The sequence below is a fragment of the Methanofollis formosanus genome, assembly GCF_019633745.1.
Classification (GTDB): domain Archaea; phylum Halobacteriota; class Methanomicrobia; order Methanomicrobiales; family Methanofollaceae; genus Methanofollis; species Methanofollis formosanus.
Genome location: NZ_CP037968.1, coordinates 1,618,233 through 1,637,790, shown reverse-complemented (window position 1 = coordinate 1,637,790; position 19,558 = coordinate 1,618,233). Strand labels below are relative to the sequence as shown.

The 19,558-nt window shown below is 47.5% G+C and carries 11 protein-coding genes; 4 read left to right on the top strand and 7 right to left on the bottom strand.

From position 1 onward, the window contains the following. Nucleotides 1-6 precede the first annotated feature (6 nt). From E2N92_RS07425 to E2N92_RS07410, 4 genes are read right to left on the bottom strand one after another with little or no spacing between them, the layout of a single operon-like run. Nucleotides 7-5,334 carry a DEAD/DEAH box helicase gene (locus E2N92_RS07425; RefSeq protein WP_220680575.1) on the bottom strand — a complete coding sequence of 1,776 codons (5,328 nt, stop codon included), beginning with the start codon at nt 5,332-5,334 and terminating at the stop codon, nt 7-9. Then, nucleotides 5,327-6,367 (bottom strand): hypothetical protein, encoded by a 1,041-nt coding sequence (locus E2N92_RS07420; protein ID WP_220680574.1) that lies wholly within the window; start codon nt 6,365-6,367, stop codon nt 5,327-5,329. The genes E2N92_RS07425 and E2N92_RS07420 overlap by 8 nt, the downstream gene beginning before the upstream one ends. A gap of 4 nt (nt 6,368-6,371) precedes the next feature. Then, nucleotides 6,372-8,879 carry a hypothetical protein gene (locus E2N92_RS07415; protein ID WP_220680573.1) on the bottom strand — a complete coding sequence of 836 codons (2,508 nt, stop codon included), beginning with the start codon at nt 8,877-8,879 and terminating at the stop codon, nt 6,372-6,374. Next, nucleotides 8,879-10,477, bottom strand: a complete 1,599-nt coding sequence (locus E2N92_RS07410) for a competence protein CoiA family protein (RefSeq protein ID WP_220680572.1) — start codon at nt 10,475-10,477, stop codon at nt 8,879-8,881. Before E2N92_RS07410 ends, E2N92_RS07415 begins: the two co-directional genes overlap by 1 nt. Before the next feature lie 1,231 nt (nt 10,478-11,708). Between E2N92_RS07410 and E2N92_RS07405 the strand changes: the two genes are divergently transcribed. Further along, nucleotides 11,709-12,671, top strand: a complete 963-nt coding sequence (locus E2N92_RS07405) for a cache domain-containing protein (RefSeq protein WP_220680571.1) — start codon at nt 11,709-11,711, stop codon at nt 12,669-12,671. 5 nt (nt 12,672-12,676) lie between these two features. Here E2N92_RS07405 and E2N92_RS07400 read toward each other — a convergent pair whose 3' ends face one another. Beyond that, on the bottom strand, nt 12,677-13,117 hold the full coding sequence (locus tag E2N92_RS07400) for a nucleoside deaminase (RefSeq protein WP_220680570.1): 441 nt from the start codon (nt 13,115-13,117) through the stop codon (nt 12,677-12,679). Nucleotides 13,118-13,262: 145 nt separating this feature from the next. Between E2N92_RS07400 and E2N92_RS07395 the strand changes: the two genes are divergently transcribed. The 3 genes from E2N92_RS07395 (at nt 13,263) to E2N92_RS07385 (ending at nt 17,811) form a co-directional block, all read left to right on the top strand. Next, complete coding sequence (locus E2N92_RS07395) at nt 13,263-14,735, top strand: hypothetical protein (RefSeq protein ID WP_220680569.1); 1,473 nt, start codon at nt 13,263-13,265, stop codon at nt 14,733-14,735. A 250-nt stretch (nt 14,736-14,985) separates the two neighbouring features. Then, entirely contained in the window at nt 14,986-16,458 is a 1,473-nt protein-coding gene (locus E2N92_RS07390; RefSeq protein ID WP_220680568.1) for a hypothetical protein, read from the top strand. An 888-nt stretch (nt 16,459-17,346) separates the two neighbouring features. Then, nucleotides 17,347-17,811 (top strand): putative immunity protein, encoded by a 465-nt coding sequence (locus tag E2N92_RS07385; RefSeq protein WP_220680567.1) that lies wholly within the window; start codon nt 17,347-17,349, stop codon nt 17,809-17,811. A gap of 4 nt (nt 17,812-17,815) precedes the next feature. On the opposite strand, the gene E2N92_RS07380 is transcribed toward E2N92_RS07385, so the two are convergent. Both E2N92_RS07380 and E2N92_RS07375 read right to left on the bottom strand, forming a co-directional pair. Then, nucleotides 17,816-18,517: an alpha/beta hydrolase gene (locus tag E2N92_RS07380; RefSeq protein ID WP_220680566.1), complete on the bottom strand. Its 702-nt coding sequence runs from the start codon at nt 18,515-18,517 to the stop codon at nt 17,816-17,818. Between the two features lie 174 nt (nt 18,518-18,691). Beyond that, on the bottom strand, nt 18,692-19,504 hold the full coding sequence (locus E2N92_RS07375) for a flavodoxin family protein (RefSeq protein WP_220680565.1): 813 nt from the start codon (nt 19,502-19,504) through the stop codon (nt 18,692-18,694). Between the last annotated feature and the right edge of the window lie 54 nt (nt 19,505-19,558).

Here is a 19,558-nt window from a genome sequence, read left to right as displayed (position 1 = left end):
ATGCCTCTAGTCTTTCAGGAAATGTTTTATGAACTTATTGGCCTCCTCAAAGGCTTTTGGAAGTGCATTTTTTACCAACTTATCTGACAAATATATGGTGCTATCCTCCATCTCCGATAGAACCCGCATCGCAGGATACACCACGAATTTGATTGATTTTTTCGGTAAAATCACTGACATGTTCCCTTGATCGGTGGGTAATTTAATCTCTGGATGAGCATCAGCAAGCAAATGTTTGAGTGGGGCGATAATCTGATATTGTCTATCGATGCTCAAGGGTGTAGGAAGGTCAGCATATCTGCCCCAGTTCAGGAGATCAAGGGCTGCAAGACGATCCAATTTCTCATGCACTCTCTGGTTCCAATAATGTTTGAGGCATGAGTGACATGCTGTTTCACATTCTTTGTTCCCACATTTTAGGACATCCTGAACACTCTGGAGTAGCGGACCAATCATGTTCCAAAGGCCAGTGGCATATCCCGCTCCGCTTGACAGACTATCATAGATGTAAATATCAACAAATGTTGTATCTTCTGTTCCGTGAATTCTGTGACCCCCTTTAATGTCATTGAAATCAACGTCCAGAGTACGGCTTGCAGCAAGTAAGAACGCCTCAGTGAGTGTTGTCGCGGCGCTTGAAATCCACATCCCGGGGAATTCAGTGTTTATTTTGGATTTGTCCAACTCAAACTCAAAAACAATCATATCTGTTGCAAATGTGTGACCGAGATACACATTTACCGGGTCATGAGTACACTTTGAATTCACACCACGGAAAGAGTATGGTCGGCCGATATCTCTCAAAGGTTTATCTTTGGATTCATCATCAGTAGTTTGTTCTGCAACTTCTGCAGCACCGCACTTCTGACATACATTAAATCCATGTCCCTTAACGCCCTTGTTGATGATCCTGATCTTATCAGAACGGACCGCGGCCATAATATGCTTGCATCCAATATCCTTCATGTCATTGCGGTCAGGCGTTGCAAAATAGCATGGTTCCTCTGCATATGACTGTTCAATCTCTGCATGTGCTTCAGGGATCGGCTTTCCATCTACAGGAGCAAAACCCCATGGTCGGAGCATCTTCTTTTTCCTATCCTCAGAAATAGGTTCTCCACAGAAGGGGCACCTCCCTCCCAGTGGATATCTTGTATCAGTCCAGCCACATTCTGGGTTTGGACAGAGATATAAATCGGACAGATAATTAGGATCATCAAAGTATGGTCGTGCCTGATTTTCAGGCTGATTGCCTCTTCTGAACTTCGAATGGAAACTGTAGATCCCACCGACTTTGTAGGTTTCTTTGTTTACAACAATTACTTTTCCTGGGGCATATTCACTAATAGCGATATCAAGTGAACGGTCTGGTCTTTGGATAATCTTATTTCCCGATCGTTCTTCAATGTAGAAACCTACAACATTTTGTGGGAATGAGTAGGTTGGTAAGATCCCTTCAAAACTCAAGTGATCCAGAAGACTGTTTGTTTGTTCTTTTTCAGCCCTGCCATCATACAGGTCGCGGTTTTTGAACACGTCCTCCCGGATTTCCTCTAATTTATTTTTGAGCCTCAGTAATAATTTTTGATGAGAATTTTCATCTGTTTTTTTAGCAGAAAGAATTGTTACTTCGAGTTCTGGTTTGAACCGAAATGTTTTCAGAAACTCTACAAACTCGTTATAATAGTTATCGAAGAATGATAATAGTGGGCATTCATATAAATCCGTCCCTTTTTCACTCAAATACTCACTTAAGACGAGCATATTCACATGACGCTGAATGAGTTTGATATTGTCTACATCAATCCATGGGCTGCTGGCATCCCCTGAAATAATTTTCTCAGGGTGATTGAAGTACCAACCATCATGGGGGCCGTTCTGGGCATAGGTTACGATTGTTGATATTGATGTTCCGCGTCTTCCGGCACGTCCTGCTCTCTGTTGGTAGTTCTCTCGCATTGGTGGAACATTCCGAAGGCTGATGGCTGTCAGAGAACCGATATCAATACCTACCTCCATCGTTGTTGTACAACTCAACACATCAATTGGGAGTTCATCGTCCAAGACAAGGTTCTGGAACCGCATCTCGTAATTTTCTGTCGTGGACCATATGTCGTCTCGCTGATCTTTGTAGGATAGTTGTGCTGTATGTTCTTCTGTATTGATGGTATGTATCGGATTTTCAGAATCTCTCTTGATTGCATCGAGAACGGGATCTCTCCAGAATTTGTACCGTTCTAGATCCCCATCACTCATTTCATAGACATCAGATGAACCACAATGTGCACATTTCCCGAGCAGAGTATATGGGAAAATATTGGAACACGTTCTGCAACGATACCACCTATGTTTCTCCTTGAATTTTAATGCTATTTTATCTAGAATTAGGTAATACCTGTTCCCTTCCTCGCCACTTCCGCGACCCAGGAATGTTTCAGAAAGTATGAAAACAATCCAATCAATCTGTTCCTGAGTATATTTCTGCTCTAGAATTTTTTTGAATTTGGATGGTATTTTCTGTAAGTCTTTCTCTTCTACACCAAACCTATCGTATTTACGAAGAGCGATATTGAACCGTATTTGATTCGAAATCTGATTTCCAATAGCAAATGAGTTTGTACAATGATAATATGCCCAAGCAGCGAAGAGGGGAATAAACTCTTCTTCAAGCATCTTGATATCATGTTCCCCAAATGATTCAAGACACTCTACGATATCATATTTATCACAGGGTTCAATCCAACCAAGCCCGAGGTCTGTCAAAGACCTGAAAGGCGAGCAGAGATTTTTCAGGAGTTGTTCAGAAAATAGTCCGGGTTTGTTCTTGTAATCGCTAATGATTCTATCATATCTTACTGATATCTCCCGTCTTTTTGCTTTTTCAATAGTACGTTTGATTTTTCCCAGATCTTCATTAAAGAGGGTCTTATCCCCTCCATAGAATAGACGTAAGTGATTTTGGTCTGCAATCTCCAAAAATGCAGGATAGAGCATATCAAGCGTTACAGCACTCCCTGTGGTTTCAGCCCATTGCTGTAAATGGTTGGCCGCCAGAACTAAAACCGCTCTTGCAGCCTGATCGTCTGCTGTCCGGGTCATATCTTTGGCAAGTACCGCGGCTCTTTGTCTGCTGTCTGAGAATACAAGGACTTTCCTTCCGGCATTTGGCTGTTGCTTAAGTTTTTCTTCGTCAAATATTGCAGGTGGTTGGACAGACAATTGTGATGAAACAATATTGTAAAATGGCTCGTTTCCCTTTGTTGAGAAATCAGAAAAAGAGTAGTAACTCAGCGGTTTTCCACATTTTGGACATTGGCTAAATGTTAACTGCTCTGGCTTTCCTTTTACTGGCTTAAGAGAGTAACAGACTTCTAAGAATCCATCCTCTCTGTCATGAATGTTGTTGAAATGGATGAAACCGGTCTTTGCATCGAGCCATCCATATCGTATTTGTTCATTTTTTCTATGATTATTCTGTGGGACGATGTAGAGATGTACTTCCTTCAATTCGTTTCCAAATATCTCTCCATGAGTGCGCCAGAGATAATTCTTTCCCTCGAAATCCCCCGCATTAAGGAAATATCCTTTGATGAATAGGGCTCCACATCTTCTATCATTGATCAACTCATAGATTTTCCCATGACAATGAGGACAGGTGTCCAGTCCACTGTCTGAGTATATCTCACCGAGAGTTATACCGTCTCCGGTGTGTTTTTTCGGACATTTTGGATTTGTACATGCGTAAAGTCCTTGTAGGCCACGGAAAAACATGTGAAGTCTTGCAGGGAAGAGGACCTGCCTGTCTTTTTTGGCAAGTGGTAGTAGCGATAGAAGAACCTGTGTTGCAGAAAGTGCAGTTTTGGGATCGTCATCTGGGAAAACAATCCTTGCAATTTCAGTGATTCGGGTGGCGTTTCCAGCGGTTTGGTTTATTATCCGCTGTACTGGACTGTATTTAGGCAATGTTTCAAATAACCATGCTTCCAATTCCTTGATACTATTATATGGTGGTCTTGTCCCGTCAAGTTCTTGGAAGAATCTGTGGACTGCTAGTGTTTTTCTTGTATCATCAAGCTGGAAATCATCTAAGGGGAAATTACTTATCTTGTTTGCGGAGAATTCAACGGGATTTGGGAGATCAATCTTTTTATTGGTTCCAATAATTATTGAGAACGTGTCCTTCTCGGATGAAGTGATCTCTCGAAGATATTGTTTTAGTTTGATTTTCTTTACCTCGTTTTCAACTGGAATACTGGCGCTGGTGAGGATAAACCGTACTTTGTCGCGTGTTATTCCTAACTTGTACAATAGCCGACGGATGAGGAGAGCTACCTCTCCCCCTGCGGATCCCCGATACATATGTGCTTCATCGATGACTATCAGGAGCTTGTTCTCTGGAGATTCGTTTAACCAATCCTTTGTGTTTGTCCAGAATGGCTGTTCGATATGCCGAATCAGCATGTATTGGAGCATTGAGTAATTTGTGACGAGAATGTCAGGACAATAATCCTGCATCTCCTTACGGGTGATTAATTCTGCATCCCGTAGAGCAGGTTGATGAATCCCTTTTTTTAGATTTTCAGTATAGGTTTTTAGATCATATTTTGAGGGGTACTTCCCCATTGATTTGAGTTCCGCGATCAACTCGGGGCTACGGTCGATCAGATCGCGTTCCAGCGTTTTTGCCAGTTCTATATTCTTTCTTTTTATGGGTTCGCCGGGATATGGTGTCCTACCCGTGTACATTCCAAATTGGGGGGTGCGTGTATTTGTGAAACCAGTATACTCTGTAAAAAGTGTATGAAACTCTCCATCGTAGTCCCCGATCATTTTCCGCAAACGGCCGATCTGATCTGCGACCAATGCATTCATGGGGTAGAGTAGCAACGCCCTAATGCCCCTTTTGTTCCATGACTCAGGATGTGTTTTTGCTTCAGTTGCAAGATTTGCGACAAGGGGCCACATGAAACACTCTGTTTTTCCAGAACCTGTGCCTGTCGTCACCAAAATGTCATTCCCTTGGTAAAACTCTTCAAGTGCTTTAACTTGGTGACTATAGGGATCTTTGAAAACCCCTAAATGTTTGGTGCTCATTTGAGAAAAGAAGTCTTTGATATTTTGGGGAATATCGGCATTAATTAACCCTTCTTTTGATATCTCATATGTCTGGTTCGATTCGATGTAGGGATCTTTGTAGATTGAGTCTTTTTCATCTAAAAGGTCTGTTGATGCGCTCAAAAGAAGATCGTTCTCACCAAAGTATTGTGCTTGAATGTAGTCCTTCAATTTTCCAACAAGTTCATGGTGTATATGTTGAACACTATATTCAGCCATTTTGTATCACCCGAATGTTCAGATTTTCCAGAAGTTTTGTAATGATTGGGAAGAAAACAGGCGATGTAATAAATTCGGTTCTGTCGAGAATGTTTCGAACCGGCCAAGCTATCATGTAGAGTAACATTTCCTCTCTCCCTGGTAGAGTTGAATGTAATTTGATTTTGATTGCGTCTTTGTAGGTCGTTATTGTGGCCTGTTCTGGATTATGATTTAAATGTCGAAGACCATACATGAATCTGCGAAATTCACGTGTTTTTACAGCGTTATCCGGAAATGAGAGGGCATATATCTTTCCATTTTCGTTTTTAGCAATCCCATAGTCGGCAAGGTTATTTCGATACACTGTTAGTTCCCAGCGATGGTGCAGAGATTGTTCCCAGGAATCAGAGAAGATTCGCTTTGAAAGTGGGTCGAAATATCTTCGAACATCAGATATGACAATGTTTGGTGTATATTTCCCATCAGCATATCTACTATAATCAAGAACGGTGTCTTTTGCATCTATTTTTGGTATCAAAAAAAGTTCTTCTAGCGAGTACACATCCTTTTCAGAAATCCTATTGACGTACCATCCTAACCCATGTATCTCTCCATCTTTTCCGAATGATGTTCCACGGAGTAAAAACAAATCCTCGGCAATTCTTGCGAATTTATCGGGGGGTAACTGAATAGTGTTTTCTGGTCCGGGGACAAGGAATCCAGAGTATTCTAGTCTTTCCTGGATTTTTTTAGCTGGCTGAAAATCTGGTTTATCCTCTGGATAAAACCATTTTCTGACATCTGGATAGAGATCTAAATAGGCAGAAAGGATTATATTGCATTTTCTGGTTACATGATGTTTTGTGTATAGTGTATCTCTTGTATCTTGACATGCACTATTATCCTCAATATTCCGATCTAAAACTGCTGTTTTTATCCATTCTGAAATCGCGGAGTAAAGAACACGGGCAATATAGGCATTTTTGTCTTCACAGGAAAAGTGGTATATCCCCAGTCCTTGCGCCATAATTTCATGGGGATAATGTTCCATGGATTTATTCTCCTCCAAGGAGTTTCTTTACGATTATTTTGAGGTTTTCTCTGCTAAGATGTTCTAATCTCTGGTTCAGTTCATTTGTGGCTCCTAATAATTTGCAATAGGTGACAAGCTCCAGAAGAAGTACCGCTTCCACGTTTTCTTCATCTTTTTCCTCATCCGTTTCGATAAATACAGAGAGTATTGCAGTTCTAGTCAGATTGTATCCATTTGTTGTATTAAGTCCATTTGATAGCTTAACCACCCTTTGATACAGGCCCTTGACCTCCTTTGGATTTCTTTCAATAGTTACTGTACAAATCCCAGGATCCAAGGCCTCGGTTGCAATGGAGGTTATCAAGTCTTCTGAATTGAGAAGGATCATGTATCCTAGTATACTTGGGGGGAGTATCCGCATATTTTCTGCGAAATCAAGTGAGAACAGGATGTATTTTTCGGGTTTCTCATTAAGAATGTCCTTTGCGAGATGCGTATAGCAGTATTCGTCAATGGACCCGATGGCATTTTGAAGAAGAACAACATTACCCCTGGTGTTTTTCACAGCGTTTAACAGTGAAGAATAGTCGTTGTAGCCAGTTGGAACCGAAATAACCTCTGGTGTTTGTGAGTGAAGTGTAACTGAAATGGCATTAGCCATGATATTTGCCTTACATCCTGTAAGGAGTAGGGGTTTTCTCGTCAGATATGCCCCGGCAATGAGTTTGGCTAGGTTCTCAGCATATTCATCGTCAACTCCAATGTTCTGAAGATTGTTCTTCAGATCATCAATCAGATCTTTGATATTAGTACTTTCAAGCAGATCTGATCTATCATAATCTTTTGCCGGTTGAACAAACAGGCCTGAATTTGGCGAGGAAGCAACACTTGTCTGCTCGCACTCTCCAGATGGAATTACTCCTTTAAAAAGTGCTAGATCCCCAAGGAAGTCCCCTGGATTATGCTGTATAATCCTAAGTTTCTGCTCACAATAGGTTTTTAATTGGTCGTTTATTTTTTCTAAATCTTGTTTTTTTTGTTCCAGTCGTGAGCACTCTTCTTGAATGTGTTTAGTCTCTGAAATCTCTTTCTCAAGTTGTTTCTTTGATATCTCTAATGAATCTATGTCTTTCTGGATTTTGCGAGCTTCCTCATGGAGTGACTCAAGATCTTTCTGGATGGATTTCTGTTGATCAACTCTAAACTGTTCACCCTCTTTGGTGATCACCTGCATTTGTTCTTTTTTTAATAAGGCAATTTCCTCATCAACAATCTTTTTTTGATCTTCTTTGTACTTCTGGAGTTCCTGTTTTATGCGGTTATCCTGGTCAGATCTTAGTCGCTCGCCTTCAGATTCAACAGTTTTTTTGAGAGATTTTAATGCATCTGTTTCAGCTGTTTTCTCTGCATTAATTACAAGTATTTCACCATTAATTTCATCGATTGTATTCTTTAGATTGCCAATCTCTATCTCTAAAGATTCTTTTTGCTCGAATAATCCTTGGTTTGCGACATGTTGTATTTTACTAATGTATTTTTTGTTGATCTTTGGGACGTTTTCAATAACTCCTTTTACAAACCCCTCAACTTTATCGTCGGTATTGAGATGTGCATTTATTATGTCAGTTTGCAATTCAAGCCATTGCTTAATCTCTGGAGATAATATAAATGAAGGCTGTAATTTTGGGTTTGATAAGGCTTCGGTGACAATCCTGTTCACTAATTTCTTCTCATCCTCTGAGTAATTCAGGCGAGAGGCAATGCGGTAAAAATATCCTGCAAAGCGGGTTGAATCAGTACGAAGGGTCAGGGTCTCTAACTTATCCTGTTGACTGAATTTCATCTTTTTGTAGATGAACCTTCGAGTCAGGTTTGAACCGTTATCTGGGATTGAATTTTTGTATACTGGATCAAATGAATCAATAACGTCTGTTCTTTTGATTCTATATCGATCCAATGATCTTCTATCGGTTACAAAAAGTAATTCATTATATCGTAGACAAGATGTTGCTTTTGTTATCTCAACACAGAAGTAATGATCTTCATCGCAATCATAGACTACGAGGAGGTTTTCTGAAAATGTGTCTGGGACAACGATACCTTTTTCCAATATCTGTGCGAGTGCATCATCAGAATCCCTCACTATTCTCATATTTTCTATTGATTCTGGCGAAGTTTCAGGATTCTGCAAAAAGATTAGTTCGTAATAATTATATTTGCAAGGGGGTTTGGGATGATGCGAATAGGGTGCTACGTCATAAGCCTCAGAATTGGTACTTTCTTTCCACATCCAGATGCCTAAGTTGTCGTGCCACCATTGATCGGAGTTTTCTTCTAATTTAATCGGAATGAGCATGTTTCCGTTGTCTGGATTGGTGTAGATCGTACCTATAGTATTTACTCGACCTTTTTTACTCCACTCTTTTGTGGAAATATCTGCTATCCTCAAGACTTTGAAGTCATGGTCGCCAAACTTCATTGGAATCCCAATACAGCAACGTACATTGAAATCTTTTTTTGGATTTGCCATTAATTTTCAATCTCCTTATAGAATTCAGAAATCAGATGCTCGTACGCTTTTTGTGGAATTTTACCAGATCTTAATGTCTGGATGAGATAATTACTGACTTTAGGGTACTTTCCAAGATGGCTCAGAATATATTTCACTTTCACGGGGGTCGATATAAACGTGCCTCCCATTAGAATGAGTTCCTGATACGTTTCTTCGTCTTTTTTTGCTGAGAATCTTACCGTTTTCTGGATGCGTTTTGGAATGCTTACCTGATGGACTGTATCCAGTCCATGGCGTACGCAAATCTTGTCCCCCTCGGATAGGTTTCGAAATCCAAGAATGGCCTGTTCATTCCAGTAAACACTTTTCAGTTGTTTTTCTGAGTAATGATAAATATCACATCTACAGTCTGATTTGAAGAACAAATTTGCCTTGTCCTTGAGTGAAAAGGAATCCCCATTTTCAAGTGGTTTTTTTGCGTACTCGAGGGTTATTTCCGGGTGGATGTACTGAGATATATCTTCGGGATATTCGCATGTGAGGGAGGCCTCATACGATCTATCAGAGGATTTGATGTGCGTAGGCGCCCTGACAGGGTGACATAACAACCATCCTACATTATTCGGTATTTTTTGGATTAGTCTGCGAGATTGCCCTTCCGTTTCCTGATAATAAGATGTGTCTGTTTGTGCCAGATTTAGGATATTTGTTGGTTTACTGTAGATTTGGCTATTTCCAACCTGCACATGGGGGGGCCAGAGGGGAATTAGTGGGGGATGCCACTCGACAAGCGTGACCCCTAAACTGTCTGCAAATTCTAGGGCCTCTTTGGTGAATTTGGTAAATTGCACCCGGTAGACCATCCATTTTGATTCGTATCCTATGGTCTTCCCACATAATTTCCCTACATACTCATATTCGAGAAAATCTCCAGTGTTGTCTGATATTCCAAAGGCCGTCGCAAAATAGTAGTATTTGTCTGTGGTGATCTCTCCATTGCCGGATATACAACGAGCATAATTTTTACTGTATCTAAACAGTGCTCCCTCTTCTGGAAGTCCAGATTGCTCCTCTCCCCAGCTTTTAATAATCTCTTGGCTAACTGAAGATTCGTAGTATTCGAGAGAATAATAGTCATATATCCACTTTAACTGGATGTAAGTAGTTTCTCCTGGAATTACCTGATTAAAGAGGATTCTGTTCTCTTTGAGTTCTGCGTTGTTTGGATTAATGATTCGTACTATGAGTTTTTCATTTCTGGCAACTAAAACTGTTTTCTCCTCTAATTTGGGAAAACCGAGAAAAAGTCCGAAGGTTTCTCCTCTCTTCAAAATATAGATCCGTTTTGAATGTCGCCTTGATTTACGTTCCTCTTGTTGTCTCTGATATTGAACTGCATATACACTATCTAAATAGTTAGGGCAACTGTAGTTTTTTGGATTATTGGGACAGTGTCTAAAATAGGTTCTTTCCTCTCCATTTGCCAGTATTACGGGTTCTCCACACGCAGGACAAAATAAAAACTCGTTATTTGGCAGATAGGGGTTATTTGCGAAAACTTTGGCGTAGACGAGTTCTTCAGATCCGGAATGTCTCTTCCATATTGCATAATCCACTGAAAATCCTCTTCAAGCAACGATGTCTTTCTTCAGCTAACATAATATCATCGAATTAACTCTCATGCTACTCTTCTGTCTTGTCCCATGTATGGGAGTATCGGGATCTTGCCATACCCGAAGGAGCGCATTTTTTGTGATATGATATAGTGTCTGGAGTGCGCCCCATCCCCCCGTGATTTCGGATGCATGAACAGGTGACTAATTGTTTGGACCGGAGAAGATGCCCACCAAAAATGGTGGAACTAAAATAATGAAGATATAAATGACGCGCAGGAGAATATTATCCTCTTTTATGGTACATGAGTGTCTGCACAGATCTGATCCAACATGTCGCTGATCTATAGGCCTGCTCATCAAGAGCATCAGAACAGGAACCAATTTTGATTTATCAAAAAATTACAAAAGAAAGATTGGCTCGCTGAAATCTGACTCAGGATCTCTGCTGTGTGAAGACGATGCAAAGGCCGTCGGTAAAAGAAACCGATCTAAGATATGGCGAATGTCGCAGGGCGCTGAAAGAAGAACCTCCGAGTGAGAATCATCCACTATCCTTGGGTCGCTGCCTTTTCTGGCCGCTCTTAGTGCCATGTACAGCCTGAAGCAATCGCAGTCAAGCATTTATCTCATCGCTCGATGATAGGGATCATGCATTCGGGGGATGGAAACCAAGTTGCCTGTGAACCCCCCCCTACTGTCATGATGCATGTTGCACTTGACATCTAGATCCGGGACAAAGCGATTTCGTTCTCCGTCGATTCACCCGAATCCTTCAAAGTTTCCATCGACAGAGTCATCGCCTCGCTCGATCCCTCGATCGAACTGCTTGGTTTAGGAGAGGCACTCCACGGCGGCGAGGAGATTCTCATACTCCGCAACAGGCTCTTCTGGCACCTGGTGGAGGTGTACGGTTTCCTGATCAGAACTTTTTGTTTCCGAAACGGAAACATTCCGTTCACGAATCGGAAACACCATGAGAGAAACAGGATGAAGCGAACTCTTCAAGATGGAGGAACGGATACGCATCCTCGTGTATGTGGCAGGGCAGACGTACGTCTGGCAGGAGAATGCCGGGAGTGTCGCACCGACAAGGGTGTGGAAAGGGAGATGATGATGCTGTTCGTGCATGGTAGACCGCCCGCACCGGCGGTTCCCGTGTGGAGCCGGTGAAGTCGGGAGACGCGAGCAGATCATTCTTATCGTTTTATATGTGATATGCCAATCCCTCTGCATGAGACCGCAAACGATCCTCATTCTTCTCGCACTCATCTCTGCCCCCCTCCTGGTTGCCGGGTGCACCGATACCGCTTCGCTGGACTGTAATCCGCCGACGCCGGGTTCCGATTCTCCCGCGGAACTGGTGGCATTCGTCGAGAAAGCCTACGAGTATGCACAAGTAAACGGACGGGAGGCCGCTCTCCGCGAGTTCAACAACCAGAGCGGGAGATTCGTGGAAGGTGAACGCTATATCTTCGCCTACGACTTCGAGGGGAACACCCTGGCCCTCCCCTTCCAGCCTGACCTCATCGGGGAGAACCGCCGGAATGCAACCGATGCAAACGGCACCGCATTTATCCGGGAGATGATCGAGACGGCAGAGGCTGACGGAGGGTTTGCCCGGTATCAATACGTGGATCCCTCGGACAACTTCACCGTGAAACCCAAACTCAGCTATGTCATGCCGGTGGATCAGGACTGGTTCATCGGCTCAGGCATCTACGATCCCGGGGAAGACGATCCGATCGTGAGCGTGGGCGGCGATCCCCTGGTGAGAGAGAGCCTCAAATCCTTTGTCGCGGAGGCGATCGCGTATTCTGTGGAACATGGGAAGGATGCCGCGATCTCGGAGTTCAACGATCCGAACGGCACGTTCGTCCGCGGCAACCTCTACATCTATGCCTTCGATTATAACGGGACGACCCTGGCGCTCCCCCATCAGCCCCATCTGATCGGAACCGATCTCTCCGGTCTCCAGGATCCTTATGGGGTCAACTACACCAGGATTGAGATCTTCCTGGCCCAACAGGGGGGCGGGTTCGTCTACTATCACTACCCTGATCCGGTCGACAATATGTCCGTTGAGCCCAAAATGAGTTATGTTCGGAATGTCGACGAGACCTGGTGGCTTGGTGCGGGAGTCTATCTGGACGAGACCGCGGGAGCGGATATGCCCCTCTCGTCCGAGAAGATATGACTCCTCTACTCCTCCCCGATATCCTCGTCCCACACCTCGGGATTGGCGGCAATGAACTCCGACATCAGACGCCTGCACCCTTCGTCGTCCAGGACGGCCACTTCGACGCCCCGGGTTCGGAGATACTCCTCAGGTCCCTGGAAGGTTCGGTTTTCGCCGATCACGACGCGGGGGATTTTGTAGAGGAGGACTGCACCGCTGCACATGTCGCAGGGGGAAAGCGTCGAGTACAGCACCGCCCGGCGGTAATCCCCCGGCTTGAGCCGGCCCGCATTTTCCAGGCAGTCCATCTCGGCGTGTAGAATGGCGCTGCCCTTCTGCACCCTGCGGTTGTGTCCCCGACCGACGATCGTACCGTCGATCACCAGCACCGAGCCGATGGGGATCCCGCCTTCGTTCAGTCCCTTTCTGGCCTCTTCGATGGCGGCCTGCATGAATTCATCCATTAAAGCAACACCCGGATAGAGAGAGTGCGTGGCGGCTCATGAACATTCCGGTCGCCGAAATTGCGGGGGTAGAGCGGTCGGGCAGGGAAGCAACCAAAACTTTTTCTCGCCCGGATGGTATTCCACCCGCAGAGGGGGGAAGAGTTTGAGACGGTACATCATCTTTGCAGTACTCGTGGCCATGCTGGTAGGGCACGGCCTTGCACAGACTGGAGAAACCGGTGACGTGGACGCGTTCCAGAAAGCGTTGGAAGAGGACGGGTTCATCGTGCAGGAAGGCGAGATCGGGTATTTCGATCTCATCAAGCTCTATGATTCGGGGGTGCTGCCTTCCGCATATGGAAACAATCCGGCGACAAAGTATCTGGCATACTTCGTTCCGCCGGCACTCGGTGGTACGGTCGACGAACGGATAGCAGAGATAACGAAAACACTTGGAATGAGCGGGAACACATCTGCATTCTGGCATCTCGGTCCCGACGAAGCTGTGGTCTTCGTAGGACAAACGCCGCCGGAGTGCAGGTACTTCGGCTACGAGAATTACCTCCTGGGCAGGACGTACGGAACTGAGGCCCGGTGGCTCTTTGCCAACATCGCCGACTCGCTCAACAACCAGGTCATCAACACGAACGGAACCCCGGGAGACCCGTACAACCGGACGACGATGATCGTCGCCACGGCTGACCGGGGCATTGACGAGCGCGTCCGTGCCGCCGCCCGATCGGCAGGATATTCAGACGGCATGATGAACACCCAGGTGTTTCCCTCATCCATCCTGAACATGGGCTTCGAAAATGACTCAGATACGTTCGCCGTATTTATCCGCCCGGCGCTCTTCACCGACAAGGAGGCCGGCGACGATTACATCAACAACACTCCGGCGACTGTCTTCCGCCTGACGCCCAACACCACGGCCGAACTCGATCCGTATGGTTATCCAGAACTGCGGGTCAAGGGAACCGGGGAGACGGAGCTTGACCTTACGGACGATCTCGACGAACTTCGAAATGCGATCCTTGAGAGGTACAGCGATCTGAAAGCCACCGAGCTTCCGACGGCCCAGGGAGTCCCGACAGGGATTGACGCGATCCAGCGGGGGATCGATGCCGTTGGGCCCAGCAACGATGCAATGTATCTCTGGACCGCGAACCAGGCTGTCAATTCGCCGACGCCGCCCTTCTTCGACACCACGCAGTACTATGACTTCCTGCGAAACCCGCCGATCACCCTCGGGAACGATACGAACGAATTCATCATCGTCTATGGGGTCAACCACGTCGCCACGGGCAAGGCGACGTACTCGAGCTTCGCCGTATATGGAGCTGATGTGTGGAACGGCGTTGGAACAGTCACCGACGCGGATTTCAGCGGTACTGCCGAGGAGTATCTCCCTGACAATCCCAACGCGAAATACCTGTATGTCTACAAGATCGCCAGGGATTGCGAGGGGGAGCCGAATTGCTTTGAGATTCCCTCCGGTATAGGAAGTTACGGCATCGAGATGGACCAGCCGATCTTCATTGCCTGGAGGGGCTACCTGGAGAGTGCGACGAGCACCGGGCCGTCCTACGATGAGATCGTGTACGACCGGGCGATTAAGTTCGATCCGGCGGGTTAGGACTGGAAGGGGCCGGGAGAACGGATCCCGGCTCCAACCACTTTATTAGGCTCTGGAGAATTCGGCATGAACATTTTCTGAGCAGCGCTCCAGCGTGTGGGCGGATCCTTCTCCTTGTGACAGGCGGCGGGGGACGATAGAATGGTTGTTTGCCTGGATGACAGAATGCACGAGTGGAGCGGTCAGGCCTGGAAACAACCAAAACTTTTTCTCGTCCGGATGGTATTCCCCCCGCAGAGGGGGGAAAAGTTTGAGACGGTACATCCTCTTTGCAGTACTCGTGGCCATGCTGGTAGGGCATGGGCTTGCACAGACTGAAGAAACCGGTGACGTGGACGCGTTCCAGAAAGCGTTAGAAGAGGACGGGTTCATCGTGCAGGAAGGCGAGATCGGCTATTTCGATCTCATCAAGCTCTATGATTCGGGGGTGCTGCCTTCCGCATATGGAAATAATCCGGCCACAAAGTATCTGGCATATTTCGTTCCGCCGGCACCCGGCTATCCGGTCGACGAACGGATAGCGGAGATCGCGAAAACGCTTGGGATGAGCGGGAACACATCTTCCTTCTGGAGTCTCGGTCCCGACGAAGCTGTTGTCTTCGTAGGACAGACGCCGCCTGAGTGCAGGTACTTCGGGTACGATAATTATCTCATGAGCAGGACCTATGGAACCGAGACCAGGTGGATCTTTTCCAACATCGCCGATTCGCTGAACAATCAGGTCATCAACACGGACGGAGGGTCGGGAGATCCGTTCAACCGGACGACGATGATCGTCGCCACGGCCGACAGGGGCATTGACGAGCGCGTCCGTGCCGCCGCACGTACGGCAGGATATTCGGACGGCATGATGAACACCCAGGTGTTTCCCTCGTCCGTCCTGAACCTGGGCCTCGAAAACGACTCCGATACGTTCGGCCTATTTATCCGCCCGGCCCTCTTCACCGACAAGGAGGCCGGCGCCGAGTACATCAACAACACCCCTGCGACCGTCCTCCGCGTGACGCCGAAAAACACGACCGAACTCGATCCGTACGGGTACCCGGAGCTGCGGGTCAGGGGAACCGGGCAGACGGAGCTTGACCTTACCGACGATCTCGAAGATCTTAGGAACGCGATTCTTGAGAAACACGGCAACTTGACTGCCACGGAGCTTCCGACGAGTATCGGATTCCCGATGGGGAATGATGCTATCCAGCGGGGGATCGACGGTGTGGGGCCCAGCAACGATGCCGCGTATCTCTGGAGCGCGAACCAGACCGTCAATTCGCCGACGCCGCCCTTCTTCGACACCACGCAGTACTACGACTTCCTGCGAAACCCGCCGATCACCCTCGGCAACGATACGAATGAGTTCATCATCGTCTACGGGGTCAACCACGTAGCCACGGGCAAGGCGACGTACTCGAGCTTCTCCTTATATGGAGCGGACGTGTGGAACGGGGTCGGATCGATCACCGACGCGGACTTCAGCGGGACTGCCGAGGAGTACCTCCCCGACAATCCCAACGCAAAGTACCTGTATGTTTACACGATCGCGAGGGACTGCGAGGGTGACCCGCACTGCTTCGAGGTTCCCTCAGGTATCGGAAGTTACGGCATCGAGCCTGACCAGCCGCTCTACATTATCTGGAGGAGTTACCTGGAGAGTGCGACGAGTACCGGGCCGTCCTACAACGAGATGGTGTACGACCGGGCCATAAAGTTCGATCCGACGGGTTAGGGGCGGAAGGGGCCGGGAGAACGAATCCCGGCTCCAACTGGTTTATTCGGCTCTGGAGAATTGGGCATGATCTTTGGGTTCATGACGAATTACCATGAAAATGATCCCGATGATCGGCCCTCCACGTTTGGATGATGACGTGATCTCTTCAGGCTCTCTCAAGGGCGATACGCAGAGAAAAATATCCCTTCTGAATGATTCTCTTCTCTGCCTTCCCCGCCCTATCTTCATCCCGGGGATCCGGGGGCAGGGCCCCGACGCAAGCGAGTGGGAAGGCGTGATGATCAGAACATGATGCCGTCCCTCTATCACCGAATCTTTCCCACAACCTCGCGAGAGGATAGGGCGGGGGACGGCATGGGGCGGCGATGAAACGGGACACTCACTGGTGCCCTGTCGCGAGGATAGGGATCAATCCAGACTCTGAAACTTTGCTCAGGTAAATCTTCATCGCGTATGCTTGAGCGTTAGGTTCATGCCTGATTCTACAGGTCCGAGATCCATTTTTCTTCTTCGCGCCTCGTTTGCACCCGGCGATATCTCTCCGGCAGCCGTCGATCGATGATCGGAGCATGCATCTGGCGTGCTCCCGGTCGTTTTCACTCGCGCCCGGATCACGAGCGGGAACTCATCCCTCTCACCGGTGCCGGGTGTTCTCCGGATCGTGTGTAAATTATCAGGGGTACCTGTACACACTTCTCTCTCTGTACTCTGTACACAGATCCAGGTAAGGATCGGCTTTTTTTCTCGGCCGCCACGTTTCCACCCGCGGGGTGAAAACCGGGCGCGAAGGTGGAAGAGTCGGGATCGTCGTCGTCGATCCGGACGTCTGTCTTCCCCCCCCTCGAAGAGAACCATCAAATGATTTCCAAAGCCCAAGAATTGTTCGTGAAAAAATACCGCAGAGAAGATCAGATCTCAATAGCGACCTGGGCTGCGGACTGTGCCGAGCGGGTGCTTCCATATTTTGAGGAGGCGTATCCGGGGGACGACCGGCCGCGCAATGCCATCGAAACGTGTCGGAGATGGGCCCGTACGGGCGAGTTCAGGATGGCCGAGATCCGTGGCGCTTCTCTTGCCGCTCATGCCGCCGCCCGCGAAGCGAAAGAACATGACGCGGCCTGTTTTGCGGCGCGTGCCGCAGGTCAGGCGGTGGCGACTGCGCATGTCCCGCAGCATGCTTTCGGGGCGGCGTACTATGCTTTGAAAGTTGTCGCGGCAGTCGGGGGTGACGTTGCTGGGGAACGGGAGTGGCAGTCGCAGGGTCTTCCTGAGCGGTTGCGGGAGGAGATGATGGGCAGGATCGTTGTGCAGGGGATCTCTGTCAAATTGAGGAAGGGGGAGGGGTTTTGATGGTTTATTCTCGAAGGCACGTTTTGATCCAATTATTTAAGACCCCTAATTGTTCTGAGGTATGAAACCAGTGTTCCCCGTTTTTCATAATCGTTAGATTGCAATGAAAACGTTGCACAAATTTTTCTACAACAGTACGATCGGTAAGTTCGTCATGCTCGCCATACAATATTGCCGTTGGAACCTTCCATTTTGTAATAGGATGATTTTGAGCATAGAGGAGATATTCCCACGAAAGAGTTTGTCCAGAGGAAGTGGGGATAATACGTTCGCGCTCAAGCTGTGTTTCCGATACATTGGCCCAGAGCATCATATTGGAAATAAGTTGTTTCATATCAAGAATAGGGGAAACAAAAAGGCTTTTTTCCAGCGGTTCATTTTCAAAACTCAACATCCCGAACCATGCACCGATACTGTTAGCAAATAGAGAAATGTGTGTCCACTGACCTTTGATATATTCCATAACAGACAAGAGTTCCGGCACGACGTGCCACGGGTCAAATGAATTTGTTTCTCTTTTGCGTTCTCCATGTTCGGGCAAGTCGATACTCAAAACTTGCCACGCATAATGACAGGCTATATGAGCAAACGCTTCCGCTTCTTCTTTACGCCCGGCCTGTCCGTGTATGTAGAGATATAATTTATTTGAGCGGGAACCCCAGAGAATTGCTGGAATCCCATGAATTTGAAAGCATTTCTTTTCCATAACTCCTCTTGTGTTTGCTCTTTGAATTAGTCTTCATGCCGATTTGATTCTCGTTAAGACTTGAAGTCAGCGACGGAGCAACACCTGCCTTTTCGAGGAGTTCCATGACTCATACCACGCCTCATTCCGTAGTGATCATAGCAAGTCCTTCTCATCTTCCGCATCTGCCCCGGTTCAACCGATCTCCCTCAGGTCCTTTCGTATCTGCCGCCGCGTGTACCATTCCGCGAGCGTGCCCAGGGCATGGTAGACCGGGTTGACCGGCACATCCACAAAGTAGCGCCGTCCCTTCTGGAGCCACCCCTGGTCGGTCCAGTAGGCGTGGTCCGCAGGAGACCGTTCGCCCAGTTCATCGCAAGGGGCCCTCCCGATATGGAACGCCATCACGTCGAGCAGCCCTGGTTTTGAGCGCGTTCCCCTCCGGAGTGCGGCGAGAAAGGCCCCTGCCGCCGCCTGCAACTTCTCTTCGTTCTCCCGCACCTGGTAGGCAGGGAGAGGGGCCATGGTCGCGTGGGAGGTGATCCCCACCCGGGCGACAACCTCAAAGCCCCAGATGCGGGCCACGGCGTTGAGGTACTCCAGCACATCCTTGTTTCCCATCACGCCGGCGCTGGTGAGGAGAAGCGCTTTCTGCCGGAAGAAGCGGGGGCGGTGGAAGATGTAGGAATGGCGGTCGATGAAGACCTTCATCAATCCCGAGACCTGGAAACCGTATACCGGAGTGGCAAAGATTACCCCGTCCGCGTCGTGCATCTTCTGCTCGAGAAGGGCTGCGTCGTCCTTGATGGGGCAGTGCTCCTCCCCCCGTTCAAAACAGGTGTAGCAGCCGCGGCACTGTTCCAGGTCGACGTCCCGCAGCATGACATATTCCCAATCCACCGGTGCGTTCTCCTGGAGGATCTCGCGGATCCGTTCGGCTGCGTGGTAGGTATTTGCCTTGCGAGGGCTGCCCATAATGACCAGGATCTTTTGAGGCCGGTTTGCCATGGAAGATGAAAGGGATATCTCATACATAGATGTTCTTCTCCCGGACCGGACGCG